The organism is Mesobacillus subterraneus, from assembly GCF_020524355.2.
Lineage (GTDB): Bacteria > Bacillota > Bacilli > Bacillales > Cytobacillaceae > Mesobacillus > Mesobacillus subterraneus_C.
The window spans coordinates 3,448,308-3,465,913 of record NZ_CP129019.1 but is presented as its reverse complement, the minus strand read 5'-3'; the positions used below and the strand labels follow the sequence as shown (position 1 = coordinate 3,465,913).

Genomic DNA, 17,606 nt, shown 5'->3' with positions numbered 1-17,606 from the left:
TGGTTGATATCACTCCATCGTGTCAGGCATTTTCAAATAGAACTTTTATTCTTGGGTTATTACCATATAAAAATAATGTGTCCCCAGGCTCCAATTTGGTATCATGGGCTTTTTTTCTGATATTGATTTCGCCTCTTTTGATGAACAGGAGCATAACATCATCCGTTTTTTTTACTATTTCATTAAATGTCCTATCAGCAAATGGGGAATCCTCTTTAATAGCGATTTCCCGAACTTCATCATCTTCGTCCATCAATAGAACGTCACTGATTGGCAAATCTGCTAACTCATAATTCTCCTTCAATTTACTTTTCATCTTTTTACTCATCATTCTTTGCACGACTGGCGCTTTTAACACAAATAAGAGTGCTACAAGTCCGCCTGCAATATAGGCGATTTCCATTGTGTAAAAATTATCCGTCAGCAAATTGCTGATTGCGGAAATGATGACTGCCAGAGAGAAGGCCCCAAACAGAATCAAAAAAGCACCCAATCTTCTCCTGACCGGATGGTCGATGATCAACTCGGATTCACCCGTGGTAAAACCGGTGCCGGTTAGCATCGAAATGACCTGGAATCGAGCGATTTTTCTGTCCAATCCAGTAGCAACAAAAATCGATGTATTAATCTCAATTACAGTAAAAACAATGAACAGATAAATAAAAATGAAGAGAATTCCCACTGGACCACCATCCCCCCTCGCACTATCTAGTATTGATCGACGAGGTATGAATTAAACAAAAATAGACCGGGGAAATTGTTCCCCGGACATGTTTACCGCTGCTGTTCTTGAAGGTTCTCGTTGTAGTAATTGACTCCGTACATAGCGCCTTCGCTGACCATCTTGTTATCTTCAACGTCCATCGGGTCAGGGTTTCCAGCTTTTTGTACAGGAATTACATCAGTCTTCGATGCCATGACTTTTTCTTTTACCTGTGTGGCCATCTCGGTAAGTTTTGCCTTGTTTTCTGGCTTCATCGCCATCCATAATGCCGCGGCTCCTACACTTAACATCACTGCATTTTTGGTTTTAGTTTGCATCGTTTTTCCCTCCTATTTTTAATTGAACCTTTACTATTGTCTATATTCTCATTTACCCGCTATCCAAATATCAGAAACATTTTTAAAATGGAAACTCTGCCAATCGTTTCAAAACTCCTTTTTAAGGGAAGAGTATTACTTGATTATATAAAGAAAGGTCTGAGACCATTGCGCCATACATTTAATGATAATAAATGGATGTGGTTTGATTATGAGAATGGGGATCAGCAGGAGTTAAGAGAGCTGGTTTCGGATAACACGGAATATGGAAATTGGTTGAAAAATATGAATGACAGAAATACAAACCTGCTTGAGCTCGACACCCAAACAAGGGGACAGGAATGTATTTGGGGTTCCCTGATTTATCAACAGGATATTGAGGATAAGAGCGAGAAAAATATTTTCCACTTTTGGATCAGCAGGGACTTATTCGTATTGGTTAATTTCGACTTTACAGTACTTAATTCAAATCCAGTCGCAGTCTACAAACAAATGGACCAGGCAGAAAATGCAGTGGAAGGCTTTTTTATCATATTGGGGGAAATTCTTGCGACCTATCTTCAAAAGATTGATGGATATGAAGAAAGGCTTCATGATCTTTTATGGGAAATGAAAGAACATAACAATCGTGAAATTCTTGAAAAAATATACGAAAATCGCCACGAATTATTGGTTTGGAAAAACATGGTCGTCCCGATTGTCGAATTAAGATTCATTGCAGAAGAAGCCTATGGCGGTGAGATGCATGAAAAAACTGAGTTCAACAGGGTTGTTACCCGTGTCGAGCGGATTAGGACATTGCTTGATGAATATCAGCATGCAATCGACACGATGGTCAATCTTGAAGAAGTAGTATCTACGCATCGGGGAAATGAGATCATGAAAACTCTGACTGTCATGACGATTCTATTTACGCCTGTCACAGCGTGGGGAGCGGTTTGGGGAATGAATTTCAAGGTCATGCCTGAACTCGAGTGGAAATTTGGCTATGCGTTCGCGGGAGTTTTAATTTTTGCCTCTACCGTCGGTATTTATTATTACTTGAAAAAGAAAGGCTGGATGGGAGATATTTTGAGAGTTAAAAAGAAGAATAGATTCTTTGGATAAGATAAAAAAAATCGCCCTCGGGCGATTTTTTATTCTGCCAATTTTACGAGCATATGTGCAAGATAGTGCTGCTCTTCTTTTGTGCCAACCTTCCAAAGCTCCTGCAGCAGCTGCTCCTCTTTGTTTCGCGGAGTTACTTTATCAGCGAGATAATCTGCTACCTTTTCAGCGGTTTTGGCAAGCTGCTCTTCATTCATACCAGCAGTTTTACCAAGCTTGATCCTTTTGCTTAAATAAGTCCTGAACTCATTGAAATCACCCAGAATCTCATCAGCCTGCTGAGTATCCATCCGTTCAAGGGTCTTATCAACCTTGCTAGTATCGACTTCTCCATCTTTATGAATCATATGGTCTTTATCCATGTTGAAAACCTCCTTGTAAAAGATATATAGTAAATACCCTTGTCCCGGAAACTTGTAAACCTTGAGGAGCACATCCAGATTATAAGTTTCATGCAAAAACTCGTGAAGTGTGATACTCAAAGACTCTTTTCGTTTGTGATAAATGGTTTTTACCAATCTCGATAGGAGTCAAAGTAGAGATATTCCCAAAGTAGAATTTTTCCTGGATTGCAAGTTACTATTAATAAGAAAAGAGCTTAATCAAAAAAAGGTGCGGGCCGCTTGGCCTGCACCTTTTTTGAGTCCGACATACGGACGATGGGAGGAGTAATTCTGTTGTTGCTATTCAATTTACGCTCTTGGGTAAATCGATATTAAATGTATCGATTTAAGACCAGCGTGCCTTGAGACAGCATCGCGAATCTTCCTCCGCTTGCATAGCCAATGACGTATTCCGAAGTCGCCGTAAAGTTCTTCAACTTAACCAGTCCCTTCCTTACTAATATTGGCCTTGCTCATATCCTGCGGACTAACTTAGAGGAGTGCTCTGCTCAAGCTATTCAAAAACAATGGTGTTAGTCGATGTTAAGTCCATCGATTCAAGACCAGCGTTCCTTGAGACAGCAACGCAAATCTTCCTCCGTTTGCATAGCCAATGACGTATTCTGAAGTCGCCGTAAAGTTCTTCAACTTAACCAGTCCCTTCTAATTTTGTATTGGTACCTTGCACTATATATATACCCGTGTGAAATAACGGAAAACTCAATAAACTTAATAAAAATCTGGTATTACAGCTAAATATTGGAATAACCAAAAAGGCAGCCACTGAGGACTGCCTTTTGAATAGCATTAATCGTTGCTCGATAGAATCCCAAAGAATCGCAGGATATATAGGAAAAGATTGATGAAATCCAGATATAGATTAAGAGCCATCAATGGCACTTCTTCTGGACTCACACCATAGTGTTTCATCCTGTTAAAATCAAACAACACATATCCACTGAAAACAAGTATTCCAATGAACGAATAGGCCATCATTCCGGTTGAACTGAGCGGCCAAATCCAGTTGAAAATACTAACAGCAATCAACGCCAGCAATGCTGCCATCAGCATGCCGCCAAGGAAGCTGAGGTCCCGCTTCGTTTTAGTCGCATAAATAGCGAGACCAGTGAACACAACAGTAGTGGCCCCCCGAGCGCATTGATCACAACATTGGCTCCAGATACCGCGATGTAGTGGGCAATGACCGGATACATCGTCATTCCAGAGATGAACGTAAACGCATAAAGAAATGCATAAGAGATTGCTTTCTTTTTTCGTAAAAAGAACACGCCAATCAGCATCGCAAGCTCAATGATGACGAGCGGGAGAAACAGCGCTGGCGGAACGAAGACTCCGGCCATTGTGCCAATGAAGGCGATTAGCAGGGAAAACGCAAAAGTTCTCATTACCGATGGCATCGTGGAGTTATCTGAATAAGCGTACATTAACAGGTCACCTCATAAGTTTATTTGATTATGTATACGGGTGACAGGTACCGTCGGTTTCATCCAGCAAGTAAAAATTTTTAACGATGTTTTTTTTCCTTCAAAAGATCACGGATTTCCACTAGAAGCGCTTCTTTGGCATCCGGTTTAGGTGCTGCAGGTTTGGCTTCTTCTTTTTTACGATAACGATTAATGATTCTAATGAAGAAAAATATAGCTAGCGCCGTAAGGAAGAAATCCATGACAGACTGTAAGAATGCCCCGTATCTTATCCCGTTATATGTCAGTTCTGAAAAAGTAGCTCCAAAAGTAGCGAATCCTATAATAGGCATGATGATGTCATCGACAAGCGAAGAAACGATCTTTCCGAACGCAGCCCCGATGATGACCCCGACAGCCAGGTCGAGCACATTCCCTTTAAAGGCGAATTTCTTGAATTCATTCCACATTCTATTGTACCCCCTAAAATTTATATCTCTTATATTCTGCGAGATTGTGAGGTAAAAAGCAATAGGGCCTGTTGTTTGCTGGTCTTGAAATCCCTCACCCATTGTGACCAGCTGTTCATTCACCCTAAGCCCATCATCACAGACGACTTTGCTCACCTTGTATTGGGGATTTCATTGGCGATGATCGCCAGCCGATTGCTCGAAAATGCACGTGCATACGTGCGAGAGTCTTTCTGAAGAGGTAGCGAGGTAGTGGAGGGAATAGTAGTGATAGTGACCCAGCCGGTCGATGATCTGCTAGATGAAGTGACAGAGCCTGTGGTCGAGCCTGTAAGCTCAAGAATCGAAGGGGGGACAAAATAATGAACCAGATGGATCGATCAAAGAGATTTACTCTTTACACAACAAAGGCAGAGGATGATTCCTCTGCCTGTTTAATATTTTATTGCAAATGACTTATAAGTTTCGGTTTTCTCGGTTTCGTTCACTTCAATGTGATCAACAGTAGAGAAAGGATTGCCTCTGCGTACTTCATCAGTGAACTTTTCAAGATCGGCCCTGGAACCTGAAGCTAGAATTTCAACGCCGCCCTCCTGAAGATTCTTCACCCAGCCAGTAATCCCAAACTGAATCGCCTTCATTTGAGTATAATACCGATACCCCACACCCTGAACCTCTCCCGTCACAATAATTTGTAATTGGATCAAGACGTCGCCCCCAGATAAACAAATAGGTTAACAATATATCTAATGTTTTATGTAATGATTGCTTGATAACTTCATTATAGCACAGTGGTTTGGGGTGCATAAGTGAAAAGAGTGTTTATCTTTTGTTTAAATAAACCGGTGGTGCGGTAATGAGCAGAAAGGACATAGATAGGCCAGGATAGGAGTCTGCATGCTTGCAGACCCGACAGGAAATTAAGACAGGTTTAGGTGCAGAAGCAGAAAAGCTGTCAAGAAAACGAAGGAATTAAGACAAGTTTGGGTATAAAAGCAGAAAAGCTGCCAAGAATAGAAAGGAATTAAGACAGGTCTGAGGGCAGAAGCAGAAAAGCTGTCAAGAAAACGAAGGAATTAAGACAAGTTTCAGGAGAACTAAAGAAAAGCTGTCAGAAGCAAGTCTCACTTCTTGCAGTGAAATCCCTATACCACGTAAAAAACAGCCGAACAATTTGTCCGGCTGTTTGCTTATACATATTCAATCTTACAGCGCCCAGTCTCCATTGCGGAACACTGGCTCTGCATTTCCATCAGCAGTGATGCCGTCGATGTCCATTTTATCGGAACCGATCATGAAGTCGACGTGAGTGATGCTTTCGTTCAGGCCGTTTTCTTCCAATTCTTCTGAAGACATCGTTTTGCCGCCTTCTACGCAGAAAGCATAAGCACTGCCGATCGCAAAGTGGTTTGACGCGTTTTCATCAAATAATGTGTTGAAGAACAGCACATTTGATTGTGAGATTGGCGAGTTGAATGGCACAAGTGCTACTTCACCAAGATAGTGTGAGCCTTCATCAGTTGCCACAAGCTGCTTAAGGATTTCTTCGCCTTCTTCAGCTTCGACGCCGACGATCTTTCCATTTTCAAAAGTGAGCTTGAAGTTGTCGATGATGTTTCCGCCGTAGCTAAGTGGCTTTGTGCTTGATACATAGCCGTTCACACCAGTTTTCAACGGTACAGAGAAAACTTCTTCAGTAGGCATGTTAGCCATGAATTCATTGCCTTGCTCGTTCACGCTGCCAGCTCCAACCCAGATATGCTTTTCTGGAAGCTCAACTGTCAGGTCTGTACCTGGAGCTTTATAATGAAGCTTCGTGTATCGCTTGCCGTTCAGGTAATCAACTTTTTCATGAAGGGAAGCGTCATGATTTTTCCATGCTGCAACCGGATCTTCAGTATCCACACGGACTGCCTTGAAGATGGCATCCCAAAGCTTCTGAACAGCTGTTTCAGCGGTGTCCTCAGGAAACACCATTTTTGCCCATCCTTCAGAAGGAACGGCAATGACCGTCCAGCTGACTTTATCAGATTGTATGTATTTACGATATTTTGAAAGTGCCGTTCCAGCCGCTTTCTGGAAGTTTGCAATACGATCAGACTTTACGCCTTTTAACAGATCAGGACTTGAAGAAACGATGGACATGAATGCTGCACCATTTTCCGCAAGCTCTTCGACTTCACGCGCACGCCATTCAGGATACTCATTAAAAGCCTCATCAGGTGCAAGGTCATATTTTGTTCTGTTAACAATGTCATCATTCCAGTTCACAACGACATTTTTAGCGCCGGCTTCGTATGCCTTTTTCACCGCCACACGGACAAACTCAGCGGAATCAAGCATTGTATTGATGACCAGTGTCTGGTCCTTCTGGATGTTAACGCCAACCTTGACAGCAAGGTCTGCGTATTTTTCTAAATTCGTTCTGAAATCACTCATCTATTTCGCCCCTTTTCTGAATGTTCTTTTATATTGTAACGATTTTAGAGAAAAAAAGAAACTTAAGACATTCGACTTAACTAGACAAGGGGGAGGTAATGACCTGTCTAAAATTGCTAGCCTATTAAACTAGCCTCATAATAGCAGCTTAGGGTAAAATAGAGCGGTATTCAAAAGGGGGATAGGAGGATTTTTTTACATGAAATTTGATGTTGTCTTGTTGCGGCTATCCGCAATTTACGCATTCGCTGGTGCATTCATGGGCTCTCATATGGCAGGTGCCGGTGACTATGCCATCCGACCGGTCCATGCGCATATATTGGTGGTTGGCTGGCTGAGTCTGTTTGCATTCTCGAGTTACTACCGTTCCTACGAAGTGCCTAAAACTTCAAAACTAGCATTATTCCATGTCTGGACTGCAATCATTGGTAGCTTCGGCTTAACCCTTGGCATGTGGCTATATAACGTGAAGCCATTCCCGCTGCCAGAAACATTCACAATGGTGTTTTATATAGTAGGAGGATCGACTTTGCTGTTGAGCTTCCTGCTATTTGTGTTTATGACATTCAAATATAGCGATGCGAAGGTAAAATAATAGAGAAAATCCATGCAGAGTCAGTTTCTGCATGGATTTTTTGTCCGAAGGGATAAGTTTTTCTAATATATGGAACACTTTTAGCATCCTATCAGCGTTCTTTCTTTAGTATATTGGCGAAAATAGAAATATATCGACCAACTTCAAATTTTTATACTTTTATCCCGAACTGCCAACTTCTTAAATCCCTGCTGCCTTCTTATTCTCATACATCTTGAACATAACCCAGAACAGCACCGCGCTTAAAACGGCGAGGATGCTGAGGATGGTGAACGTCCAGCCGTACCCGATCCAGACAGTCAGAGGGATGCTGATTGGTGCAATCGTCCTGCCAATTGTATATCGCAATGAAGCGGCCGCGAAATATTGGCAGCGCATTTGTTCAGGTGCCAGGTTGGAAATGAAGGTTTGCTGCAAGCCTGCAGTCATCAGTTCAGCTAATGTGAATACCGCCATCGCTGCAATCAGTCCCCAAATCCAATTTGTCGCACCAAACATTAAAATCGCCACTGCATAAATTAGCGAGGACAGAACAAACACATTCCGTTCGCGGAAACGAGTCACCCATCGTGTTACAACGACAGTAAAGAGGGCAACAAGCAAACCATTTTCAGATAGAATCAAGCCAAAAGCCTGCTCACCATTTACGGTGAATACCTTGCTGCCGAGTTCAAGCACGGTTTGATTATACACTGTATCCTTTGTGTAAACAGGGAATAACAGATCTAGTTGCATGAACGTTTGGGCCGCTAAAATCCCTGCTATGATGAAGAGGAGGAAAATCTTATCCTGGACGATGACCTTGTAATCAGAAATTTGATCCTTCAGGAAGTCATACCATTTCCCATTTTCCGCCCGAACCTGCCTGGCTGAAGCAGGTAACGTTTCACGCGTCCATTTTGCAAGGACAAGCGCAAGCAGGATGGAAATGACTGCTACAGCAATCATCAATTCAAACCGGTATTTCACATAAAAAATGGCTCCGAGAATTGGGCCGACGACGACGGCGATATTGATCTGTGTATAAAAAATCGCGAATACGCTGCTGCGGTCTTTTTCCGGGACCACGTCCGCAACCATTGCCTGGCTGGCTGGCCAGTAAATGGAGCCGAACATCCCGACGAGCGTAAAGCAGATGAAGCCGAGCATCGGTGAGGTGAACCATGGTGAAACCGCGTAGGCAAAAACAAGGAAGGCAATTCCCTGGCCAAAAGCTGAGATAACCATCATCCGCTTACGCCCGAACCGGTCGGCGGTATATCCGCCCATCAAATTGGCGAATACCGAAAAGACCTGTGATAAGACGAGCAGGAAACCAGCGTTGCCCTTACCGAAACTTTCAGCAAAATATATCGTCAAAAACGGAAAAAACATCCAAAATGTTATATTCATTAAAGCCTCGCCGAACAGGCGAATCTTCAAGTTGCGATCCCAATCCCTTATTCTCATGATGTTGCTCCTTTTATTTCTAAAATACAACCAACGAATATCATACTACTTCAAAGGAATTTTTTACAAGCAGCATCATCGCAAATAAAAAAGCGGCAACAATGCCGCTTTTGTCACAACTAGCTTAATCCTTATCCTCCATCGCAGCTTTCAACAAGTCTCCGAGACTGGTGCCGAAGTTTTCCTGGGATGGCGAGTATTTTTCCTTCAGCTTGCGCTCTTCGCGTTTGGATACGCCTTTTTTCTTATCCTCGGCCTTTTCGACGACATTGCAGCGTCTGCACTGGAAGTAGGCGCCTGCCTTTCCATTGTGGATTTCCATCCTTTTATGACACTGAGGGCAGCGTCTTTGCGAAAGCTTTGGGTCCTTATGCTTGCGGAAATTGCATTCTGGGCTTGAGCAGACGAGGATGCGTCCATCCTTTGTCTTGCGTTCCTTCATGAACTCACCGCACTCAGGGCATTTTGAGCCTGTGAGGTTATGGGCGCGATATGTTTTGTCGCTCGTCTTGATTTCAGATACAAGGCGGGCCGTCTGTTCACGGATCCGTTTCTTGAAAGCCTTCGGATCCCCCTTGCCGCGGGCGATCTCTTCTAGTTCTTTTTCCCATTTTGCCGTCAGTTCTGGGGAAGTCAATTCATCATTCACGAGGTCGACGAGCTGCTTACCCTTTTTCGTCGAGTACAGCCGTCCATTCTGTCGTTCCACTACCTCTGATGATATGATCCGCTCAATGATTTCCGCCCGCGTTGCCGGAGTACCGAGGCCAAACTTCTCCATTTTTGCAAGGATATCCGATTCAGACAGGCGTAAAGGCGGCTCGGTCATTTTTTTATTCATAGAAATCTGGTCGACCGAATAGCTTTTACCTTTTTCAAGGTGGCCCAGAGATTGCTTGACTGCATCGTCTTCATCTTTTCCAAGCACCTTTTTAAAACCGAGCTCAAGAATATTCGTTTCCCGTGCTGACAGCGATTCTCCTTCGACATCGAAGTTAGCATGGATCACTTCATATTGATAAGCATGGTAAAATAAAGCCAGGAATCGGCGGACGATCAAATCGTACAGCTTCCGTTCATCCGGTGACAAGTCGGCAAGGTGAAGCCGCTCCTCTGTTGGGATGATCGCATGGTGGTCGGTAACTTTTTCATTATTGAACACACGAGCTCCCTGGACTTTGCCTTTTTGAGCTAGTGCTGGCTTTGCTTCCTCACGGTAACCAGACATGATTCCCTGAAGGCGGTCTGCCATTGTCGCTTCCATATCGGTCGTCAAATAACGGGAATCTGTTCGCGGATAGGTAACGAGCTTATGCTGCTCATACAATCCCTGCAGGACATTAGATGTTTTCTTGGCAGAGAAGCCAAAGCGTTTATTGGCGTCGCGCTGCAGTTCTGTCAGATCATAAGGAAGCGGCTGCGGTTCTGACTTTTGCTTGCGGTCGAGCGACTTGAGCTCAGCTTTTTTGTTGGAAAGCTTTTTTTGAATCTGCTCTGCTTTTTCTTGTGAAAAAATACGTTTTTCTCCTTTATGTTCCCATTCAGCATTCAAAGATCCGACCTTTGCCTGGATTGTCCAGTACTCCTTCGGCACGAATTTATTGATTTCATCTTCACGTTCCAGGACCATCGCGAGTGTCGGTGTTTGGACACGACCGGCAGATAAAGGATCCTTGAATTTCGTTGTCAATGCCCTCGAAACATTCAATCCAATCAGCCAGTCAGCCTCTGCGCGACAGACAGCGGATTCATACAGGTCTTCAAACTGCTTGCCAGGTTTGAGATTTTTAAATCCGTCCTTGATTGCGCGGTCGGTTTGAGAGGAAATCCAAAGTCGCTTGATTGGTTTTTTCCAGTTGATGCGCTCGAGGATCCATCTAGCGACAAACTCACCCTCACGCCCGGCATCTGTCGCAATAATGAATTCTGCGATGTCCTTGCGTTCAGCAAGATGCTCAATTGCCTTGAACTGATGGCTCGTCTGCTTGATGACCTTCAGACCCATTTTATCCGGGATGATTGGCAGCTCCTCAAGCTTCCACACCTTATATTTTGGATCATAATTCTCCGGCATCTTCAATTCAATCAAGTGGTCGAGTGCCCAAGTGACGATATATTGATTTCCTTCAAAATAGCTTTTATGAGTTTTATTGCATCCAAGTACGCGTGCAAGCTCGCGGGCAACACTTGGTTTTTCTGCAAGTATTAATGATTTCATGATTGCTCCTTTCAAAACACCACAATTTTACGTATGCTTTACTTAGTATAATAGAAAAAGGCGCATTTTTGTAATGGGGGAGTACATGAGCGATTATATTAAAGAAATCCGTGAGCTTATTGGCAGCAGGCCATTCATTCTGGTTGGTTCCGCTGTGCTTGTTTTTAACAGGGAATATGATGTACTGCTTCAGTTAAGGTCTGATACCGGCAGATGGGGGATTCCCGGAGGCGCAATGGAACCTGGCGAAAGCTTTGAGGAAAGTGCTCGCAGGGAATTATTGGAGGAAACTGGACTTTGCTTAAAAAGGCTGAAATTTATAGACGTGGTTGCTGGAGAAGAATACTATTTTCAATATCCAAATGGCGATGAAATTTACAATGCGATCGCTTTGTATGCCTGTGAGGATTGGGAAGGAGACTTGAATATGAATGATGGCGAGAGCAAGGAGCTGCGCTTTTTCCCAATACATAGTCTTCCTTCGCTTACAGAAAGACAAGAGCTGATAATCAACAAGCTAAAAACCAGCGGGTTCCTGCCTGAATTCAGGGAAATCAATCTGAAGGAGCTTATGGTGTGTGCTGAAGTGCTTGATCTTCAGAGGAAATCTTACAGGATAGAAGCGGACCTGATCGGCACAGATGTCATTCCCCCGTTAAAAGAAACCTTCGAACAGCTACAAGGATGTGGTGAGACCTTCATTGGCTGCTATATCGACGGCAAGCTGGCAGGAGCTGTCTCATATATCAATGAAGGAAAGTTACTGGATATTTACCGCATGATGGTTCACCCTGAATTTTTCCGCAGAGGAATTGCTCAAAAGCTCATCACTCAATTAGAACAGATGGGGTACTCAGAAATGATTGTCTCCACCGGGGCAGGAAACACTCCAGCTGTGAAACTTTACGAAAAGCTTGGATTCGAGCGGCAGGATGATTCAGTCGTTGGTAACGGACTTGTCATCGCCAATTTTAAAAAACGGCAGGTTTCTTGTTGAATTAGGAATTTTAGGTTCGTAAAAACGATATGTATTCAGATATATTTTAATAAAAGGTCCTGGTGCTAAGCCAGGACCTTTCTGTATTATTCTTTTACATAAACCGCTGTGCCCGTTGCGATGCACATCATCATGCCTTCCCTTAAGGTTTCGAAATCAAGGTCGACACCGATCACGGCATTAGCCCCCATGCGGCGTGCCTTATCTTCCATTTCGCGAATCGCAATTTCACGACCTTCGGCAAGTTTGTTCTCATAGGCAGAACTTCTGCCGCCAATCACATCGGTGACACTTGCGAGAAAGTCACGAACCACATTTGCACCCATAATGGCTTCCCCGGACATAATGAAAAGCAGGCGTCTAATTGACGTCTGCTTATTTAGCACTTTCTATCCAGAATGGCTTGGGGTTACCAGGGCTTACTTTTGCTTTTTCATCTGCATCAATAATTATTTCAGTGAAAATTTCTGAAAGCAAAACTTTACGTTCTTCATCTGTTGACATTGCCCAAATTTGTGGGAATTTTTCGATTAGGGATTCGAGTTCATCTACACTCCAAGATTCCTTGGAAGATGCTGACTCACTATTCATTGATTCTTTTAATGCTTTTTCTCGATCTCTTAGCAAGTGCATTTTCCCATTTAGTTCTTCAATATCAATTAAATCATTGATAAACATCATCTTATACTTTTCCATCTGGCGTTGCACATTTTTAAGTTCCTTAGAAAAATCAGCATTTGCTTCTTCTGAAGAACTTTCCTTTATGGAATTAGTCTTAATCCATCCTGTAACCAGTTTAGGGAAGTTCCTTAGGAACTCATCAGATAAACGATCTTCTTGAATATTAGGCATTGGGCATGTACGCCCTTTTGTTTTATGACTGCATCGATAGTATTTTACTGATCTTACGGGGTTTTTAAACTTATAGACCGTTCCTTGCATAGGAGATCCACATTTTCCACAACGTAAGAGTGAAGTGAAATAATAGCCTCCTGTCATTCCACGACCTTTATTTTCACTTCTTTTTTCTAATATAGCCTGCAAATCCCAGAATTCTTTCTCATTTATAATATTTTCTATATCCGTATCGAATAATTGTTGCTCCGATAAAGGCTTCCTCAGCTGGTGTCTTTCATCATTAAAGCGAAACTTCCCAATATATATAGGATTTTTAGCAATGTATTGTACGGTATATCCAGCCCATTCAGACCCTTTACGGGTCCTATATCCCATTTGGTTCAACTGTCTTGCAATAGAGTCCATACCTTTAGTTCTAGCCATTTGGAAAATCATTTTTACTATTTTAGCTTCATCGTCAATAATCAAGAATTTACCGTTTTCTTGCTCGTATCCAAAAGGAGTTGTTCCACCTAACCATTCACCCAAATTGGCTTTTTTGAGCATCCCCATTTTGACTCGTTCGGCTAGATTTTCCCTCTCCCATTGTGCTAATGCAGCAACCAGGGTGATAAAGAGACGGCCAGTCGCTGTTGTAGTGTCATAAATCTCTGTCGCAGACTTAAACTTAACATCAAATTGGTCGAATTGAGCAAGTAACTTGTACAAATCAAGTACAGATCTTGTAAGGCGATCCAGGCGATAGACCAGTACCACATCAAACATCCCTGTTTCTAAATCTGACATCATCTTTTTAAAGATTCGGTCTCTCTAGGTCTTTAGCTGAGAACCCTTCATCCTTATAGATTTTCACTACTTCCCAGTCCTGAGATTTACAATATGCAATTAAACGTTCTTCTTGAGCAGCAATTGAATAACCATGTTTAGCCTGCTCGTCTGTAGAAACACGAATATAGATTGCCACTTTCATTTATTTCAACTCTTTCTTAGTTCAAAATAAAATTTTCCTTTTTATTAAGTACAACAAAAATCTGCTCAGGGAGCATATCAAACATTGGCATGTTGTATAGAATTCCTGTACTGGATTTGTCGAATAGATAATTTTCATTTAGATACTTTAAACGCTTGTATGCAAATTCAGGAAGAACGTTGAATTGTTGGGCAACATCTTCTGCCAAAATGAATTTTTGATTGAGCGAGGGATACACCTCAATGTTTAATAACCACTTTGTAGGAATAAGAATATTGGATGCCAATTTAAAAGCTTGATTCTCCATTTTGTTCAATTCACTTGTTCCCATGAATAACTGATTTTTCTGGTGAAGATATAAATGTGAAAATTCCTCGGCTAGAAGTTGTCTTTCCTCAATCTCACTTTTGTTTTTTTCTAATAATATTAGACCTCTTCTCTCTTTTTTGCTTGCAATAGAATGGTCCATTTTTATATCACTGTTGGCTAACGTCACTTTCATTCCAAACGAATCGCACAGGCTGTATAAATCTATGCTATTAGGGTGGTTTACTTTTTGCTTGTTAAAGATTTCTTCAGATAATTCCTCATATGTATCTTTAGTCCCTTTAATTAAAAAGTCCTTTAAAATCATTGTGATCAACCTCGATGTTATTTTTCGTCTTTATCAATTTCTTCGAATTGGACCTTCATTGCTTCCCACATTTTGATTAACTGTTTAACTTTTGGTCCAGGGTCACTCTGAAGGTCATGGAAAGCTATCGAGTACTTTTTCATTTCTTCAAACACTTTTAATTCTTCTGGGGTAAGCTCGATGATTTCACCAGCCACAGAAACATTAGTTGTGTCGCTCCTCCCTAATAAGTAATCAGTTGACACATCAAATAAATCAGCAATCTTTTGAAGAGTATCAGTGTCAGGGGTTCGGTTTCCATTTTCATAACCCGAGATAGAAACTTTTGTTACGTTTATTTTAGATCCTAACTCCTCTTGAGTAAGACGGTTATCTTTTCTTAATTTTCTTAATCTTTCCGGAAAACCCATTCTAATCATCCCATCAAAACTTTATTAGATTATTTACACTTAATTATAAGTTAACTAAGTGCTAACGTAAAATTTATAAAAAAAGTTAACTAAATAGTAACTTTTGTATTGACGTTAACTTGTTGTTAACGTATAATTCAGTTAACAACAAGTTAACAAAGAGGGGTGATGAAAATTGCAATTAAATAAATTAAAAGAAATCAGGGAAAAAGAAAACCTTACTTACCAGCAAGTTGCTGAGCTTATCGGAGTAACCAAACCGTATTATTGGCAAATTGAAAACGGCAAGCGTGGACTGTCCTATGAATTAGCTATAAAAATAGCTGCTGTTTATAATACGACTCCAGATAAAATTTTTTTGAGTACCTAGTTAACTTGTAGTTAATTTTAACCCGGTAGGAGGGAAGAATGTGAAACAAGATTTTCAACCAGTGGTTATTACACCTGAAAAAGCTGAAAGACTTGTTCGGATTGTTGAAGGAATACTTTCAAGGCATACCGGAAAGAAAATTGTTATCACAAGTTATTCTCAGGACTTTTCTGATTTAGATCAACATCAAGAGTCAGTTAACAGCTAGTTTATTATCTCTAATTTATCAGGTTGGTATGTCACAAAAATATCCTATTTTAGGTACAAAGGGAGGAATTAAATAATGGTCATCGGAGAGATGCTGGCCGGTGCGAGGAAAAGGCAAGGTTACTCACAAGAAGAACTTTCAATGGACCTTCCAATATCGCGGGAGAGCTTAGCAAAGTATGAAACAGGATCCAGGCGGGTGCCAAATGATATGCGGCGCCCGATTGCAGAAGCATTGGATGATGTAGAGTTTTATTTCAACACCTGGCAGGATGCTGCCGGTGAAGTAGCGATACCTTACTTTAATGGTGACTATGTGGATCAGCATCCAGCAAGCATGGTTTTCTTAGTTAAAAATGAAACAGCTGAAGCACTGCAACAACTAGACATGGTTTCGTGGGCGAAACCAATACATACAAGAAGTGAAGCTGAAAGAGAAGACATAAAGCGGGTTGTCGCTGAGCTGCTGGATGCATCAGCAAGCATCATCAACCTGGTTGGGGTGCTATGTCGGGAATACCGGTTCTCCATGAAAGATGTTTTTAAGGCCTGGAAGCTCAGCTTGAAGGTCAGGAAATTAAATAAATAGGGGTGAACAAAATGGAAAGTGAAGTTGCAAAATCTGAATTGACATTGCTGGGTGAAAAATATGGTGACGCTCTTTTAAAGGAACTTTTACAGAGTATATCTTCTAGTTCAAAACTTGGTGAGGACTATGTAATTGATGTGGAGGATGACCCAGAAGCTAAGATTGCATCCATTTATTTTTCTACAACAGCATATGGTTATATTTTTATGATTTCAAAAAAGCATAAAAGAATAATGTTCACAGATAGGATTAGCAGAGGTCAAGCACACAAATTACTTGAATTAATGAAAAAGTTGGAAGGAGAAAGAGTTATATGAAGCAACGTTTATATCTATTAACTGTACAAAGAGAAATGTTGAAAAATGCTATGAGAAATCACCGAAAAACTTTGACGGGGATGGGGCAACAACTTTTTGACATTGCACTCATTAAGGTTGGAGGGATGAATCGTGTAGTCGAGCTCGACGGCATGGAGATGATCTACATTTCGCAGTCTCTTAATTCCTATGCTAAGAAATTGAGCAATGCAGGAAAAATCGTAGATTCACAACATTATAGAATGCTCGCTATGGAAATTGAGCAGATCCGTATCTGGTTCCAGCAAACCAACGGGACAAAGGTCCACATAAAAAAGCAAGCAGCAAGTGCTCCAACACTCACTGCTTGAATAATGTTCAAGTAATCCACATTCACTATATCACTAGAAACCAATCTAGGGCAAGAAGCTTCAATTCTTGCCGTAATGACCAGGAGGACATCTAACTGACCCCTTTAGATGGCCCCACTTTACAATTTCCTGGTCATTACGGTGCGCGTTGAAATAGAGAGGAGGGATAATATGAATCGCACTGAAAAGCGAAGGATAAGGCAAAAGATACACAATCTTTTAGACACTGAGTGCAAGGGTTGTGAGTTCAATGGCAAAAATCAAAATGGTATATGCAACACCCAATGTCCAGTTGGCGCAAAAATGAGATCCTTGTCTGAAGTTCTTTTCCAAAACACTGAAAAGCAGCCTTCAATGTTTAACGAAGCATTAGTGCTTGAAGGATATACCAGAAAACCATGGACTGTTGAAGAAGACTTTTATCTGCTAAATCACTTTCATCTTGTTACATGTGTCCATCTTGCGAAAAAATTCGACCGTACCCCTGTTGCTGTGAAGCATAGATATAACACGCTGATCAGGAAACAGAAAAAAGAAGCGGCACGTTAAATTTTATTCAGAAGGAGGACAACTTATGCTATATGAGGTTGATTTTGCAATTAAGATTAACCAATGCTTCCAGACTGTCCACAAGGCTTTTATTGATGCGGAAAGTGTTTCGGAATGCCAGGACCATGCGGAAGAAGTTAGAGAGCAGCTGCCGGTCAATCAAAACAAACATGTTCATATTTTCATAGAGGCATAGCCCTTGCTTACTTCCAAGACAACGAATGTATTG

22 protein-coding genes and 3 pseudogenes are annotated in these 17,606 nt (G+C 41.6%); 11 read left to right on the top strand and 14 right to left on the bottom strand.

What is annotated here, in order from left to right:
- Nucleotides 1–22: 22 nt before the first annotated feature.
- Complete coding sequence (locus LC048_RS18075) at nt 23–682, bottom strand: TrkA C-terminal domain-containing protein (RefSeq protein ID WP_226602534.1); 660 nt, start codon at nt 680–682, stop codon at nt 23–25.
- A 92-nt stretch (nt 683–774) separates the two neighbouring features.
- Nucleotides 775–894 (bottom strand): annotated as a pseudogene (locus LC048_RS25160) (hypothetical protein); the annotation flags it as partial.
- A gap of 315 nt (nt 895–1,209) precedes the next feature.
- On the opposite strand from LC048_RS25160, the gene LC048_RS18065 reads away from it, so the two are divergent.
- Nucleotides 1,210–2,148: a magnesium transporter CorA family protein gene (locus LC048_RS18065; RefSeq protein ID WP_226602536.1), complete on the top strand. Its 939-nt coding sequence runs from the start codon at nt 1,210–1,212 to the stop codon at nt 2,146–2,148.
- Between the two features lie 29 nt (nt 2,149–2,177).
- Here LC048_RS18065 and LC048_RS18060 read toward each other — a convergent pair whose 3' ends face one another.
- From LC048_RS18060 to LC048_RS18040, 5 genes and pseudogenes are all read right to left on the bottom strand, one after another.
- A complete protein-coding gene (locus tag LC048_RS18060; protein WP_226602537.1) occupies nt 2,178–2,510 on the bottom strand; it encodes a DUF3243 domain-containing protein in 333 nt (110 codons plus the stop codon).
- A gap of 828 nt (nt 2,511–3,338) precedes the next feature.
- Nucleotides 3,339–3,976: pseudogene (locus tag LC048_RS18055) on the bottom strand (Bax inhibitor-1/YccA family protein).
- Nucleotides 3,977–4,056: 80 nt separating this feature from the next.
- On the bottom strand, nt 4,057–4,425 hold the full coding sequence (mscL, locus tag LC048_RS18050; RefSeq protein WP_226602540.1) for a large conductance mechanosensitive channel protein MscL: 369 nt from the start codon (nt 4,423–4,425) through the stop codon (nt 4,057–4,059).
- Nucleotides 4,426–4,859: 434 nt separating this feature from the next.
- Nucleotides 4,860–5,132, bottom strand: a complete 273-nt coding sequence (locus LC048_RS18045; RefSeq protein ID WP_041964456.1) for an acylphosphatase — start codon at nt 5,130–5,132, stop codon at nt 4,860–4,862.
- A 499-nt stretch (nt 5,133–5,631) separates the two neighbouring features.
- Nucleotides 5,632–6,864 carry an aminopeptidase gene (locus LC048_RS18040; RefSeq protein ID WP_226602542.1) on the bottom strand — a complete coding sequence of 411 codons (1,233 nt, stop codon included), beginning with the start codon at nt 6,862–6,864 and terminating at the stop codon, nt 5,632–5,634.
- Between the two features lie 199 nt (nt 6,865–7,063).
- On the opposite strand from LC048_RS18040, the gene LC048_RS18035 reads away from it, so the two are divergent.
- Nucleotides 7,064–7,459 (top strand): hypothetical protein, encoded by a 396-nt coding sequence (locus LC048_RS18035; protein WP_226602544.1) that lies wholly within the window; start codon nt 7,064–7,066, stop codon nt 7,457–7,459.
- Between the two features lie 180 nt (nt 7,460–7,639).
- Here the strand turns inward: LC048_RS18035 and LC048_RS18030 are convergent, their stop codons facing one another.
- Together LC048_RS18030 and LC048_RS18025 are read right to left on the bottom strand one after the other, a co-directional pair.
- The gene (locus LC048_RS18030; RefSeq protein ID WP_306048330.1) at nt 7,640–8,908 is read right to left on the bottom strand and encodes an MDR family MFS transporter; all 1,269 of its coding nucleotides are present in this window, start codon (nt 8,906–8,908) and stop codon (nt 7,640–7,642) included.
- Nucleotides 8,909–9,032: 124 nt separating this feature from the next.
- Nucleotides 9,033–11,126 (bottom strand): DNA topoisomerase III, encoded by a 2,094-nt coding sequence (locus tag LC048_RS18025; protein ID WP_306048328.1) that lies wholly within the window; start codon nt 11,124–11,126, stop codon nt 9,033–9,035.
- Between the two features lie 85 nt (nt 11,127–11,211).
- Between LC048_RS18025 and LC048_RS18020 the strand changes: the two are divergent.
- Nucleotides 11,212–11,643 (top strand): annotated as a pseudogene (locus tag LC048_RS18020) (NUDIX hydrolase); the annotation flags it as partial.
- A gap of 54 nt (nt 11,644–11,697) precedes the next feature.
- Nucleotides 11,698–12,123 (top strand): GNAT family N-acetyltransferase, encoded by a 426-nt coding sequence (locus tag LC048_RS18015; RefSeq protein WP_226602862.1) that lies wholly within the window; start codon nt 11,698–11,700, stop codon nt 12,121–12,123.
- Between the two features lie 86 nt (nt 12,124–12,209).
- Here the strand turns inward: LC048_RS18015 and LC048_RS18010 are convergent, their stop codons facing one another.
- The 5 genes from LC048_RS18010 to LC048_RS17990 are packed head-to-tail and all read right to left on the bottom strand — an operon-like array spanning nt 12,210 to nt 14,995.
- Complete coding sequence (locus tag LC048_RS18010; RefSeq protein WP_226602549.1) at nt 12,210–12,509, bottom strand: YbjQ family protein; 300 nt, start codon at nt 12,507–12,509, stop codon at nt 12,210–12,212.
- Nucleotides 12,499–13,770 (bottom strand): recombinase family protein, encoded by a 1,272-nt coding sequence (locus LC048_RS18005; RefSeq protein ID WP_306048325.1) that lies wholly within the window; start codon nt 13,768–13,770, stop codon nt 12,499–12,501. Before LC048_RS18005 ends, LC048_RS18010 begins: the two co-directional genes overlap by 11 nt.
- A 4-nt stretch (nt 13,771–13,774) precedes the next feature.
- A complete protein-coding gene (locus LC048_RS18000) occupies nt 13,775–13,951 on the bottom strand; it encodes a recombinase family protein (RefSeq protein WP_306048324.1) in 177 nt (58 codons plus the stop codon).
- Nucleotides 13,952–13,967: 16 nt separating this feature from the next.
- On the bottom strand, nt 13,968–14,585 hold the full coding sequence (locus LC048_RS17995) for an ImmA/IrrE family metallo-endopeptidase (protein ID WP_306048322.1): 618 nt from the start codon (nt 14,583–14,585) through the stop codon (nt 13,968–13,970).
- 17 nt (nt 14,586–14,602) lie between these two features.
- Nucleotides 14,603–14,995: a helix-turn-helix domain-containing protein gene (locus LC048_RS17990; protein ID WP_226602557.1), complete on the bottom strand. Its 393-nt coding sequence runs from the start codon at nt 14,993–14,995 to the stop codon at nt 14,603–14,605.
- A gap of 175 nt (nt 14,996–15,170) precedes the next feature.
- On the opposite strand from LC048_RS17990, the gene LC048_RS17985 reads away from it, so the two are divergent.
- From LC048_RS17985 to LC048_RS17955, 7 genes are all read left to right on the top strand, one after another.
- Nucleotides 15,171–15,365 carry a helix-turn-helix transcriptional regulator gene (locus LC048_RS17985; RefSeq protein WP_226602558.1) on the top strand — a complete coding sequence of 65 codons (195 nt, stop codon included), beginning with the start codon at nt 15,171–15,173 and terminating at the stop codon, nt 15,363–15,365.
- Between the two features lie 40 nt (nt 15,366–15,405).
- Nucleotides 15,406–15,573 carry a hypothetical protein gene (locus LC048_RS17980; protein ID WP_226602560.1) on the top strand — a complete coding sequence of 56 codons (168 nt, stop codon included), beginning with the start codon at nt 15,406–15,408 and terminating at the stop codon, nt 15,571–15,573.
- A gap of 75 nt (nt 15,574–15,648) precedes the next feature.
- The gene (locus LC048_RS17975) at nt 15,649–16,161 is read left to right on the top strand and encodes a helix-turn-helix domain-containing protein (protein WP_306048319.1); all 513 of its coding nucleotides are present in this window, start codon (nt 15,649–15,651) and stop codon (nt 16,159–16,161) included.
- An 11-nt stretch (nt 16,162–16,172) separates the two neighbouring features.
- A complete protein-coding gene (locus LC048_RS17970) occupies nt 16,173–16,478 on the top strand; it encodes a hypothetical protein (RefSeq protein WP_226602563.1) in 306 nt (101 codons plus the stop codon).
- Nucleotides 16,475–16,828 (top strand): hypothetical protein, encoded by a 354-nt coding sequence (locus tag LC048_RS17965; RefSeq protein ID WP_306048317.1) that lies wholly within the window; start codon nt 16,475–16,477, stop codon nt 16,826–16,828. The genes LC048_RS17970 and LC048_RS17965 overlap by 4 nt, the downstream gene beginning before the upstream one ends.
- A gap of 171 nt (nt 16,829–16,999) precedes the next feature.
- On the top strand, nt 17,000–17,377 hold the full coding sequence (locus LC048_RS17960; protein ID WP_226602566.1) for a zinc-finger domain-containing protein: 378 nt from the start codon (nt 17,000–17,002) through the stop codon (nt 17,375–17,377).
- Nucleotides 17,378–17,402: 25 nt separating this feature from the next.
- Entirely contained in the window at nt 17,403–17,573 is a 171-nt protein-coding gene (locus tag LC048_RS17955; RefSeq protein ID WP_226602568.1) for a hypothetical protein, read from the top strand.
- Nucleotides 17,574–17,606 lie beyond the last annotated feature (33 nt).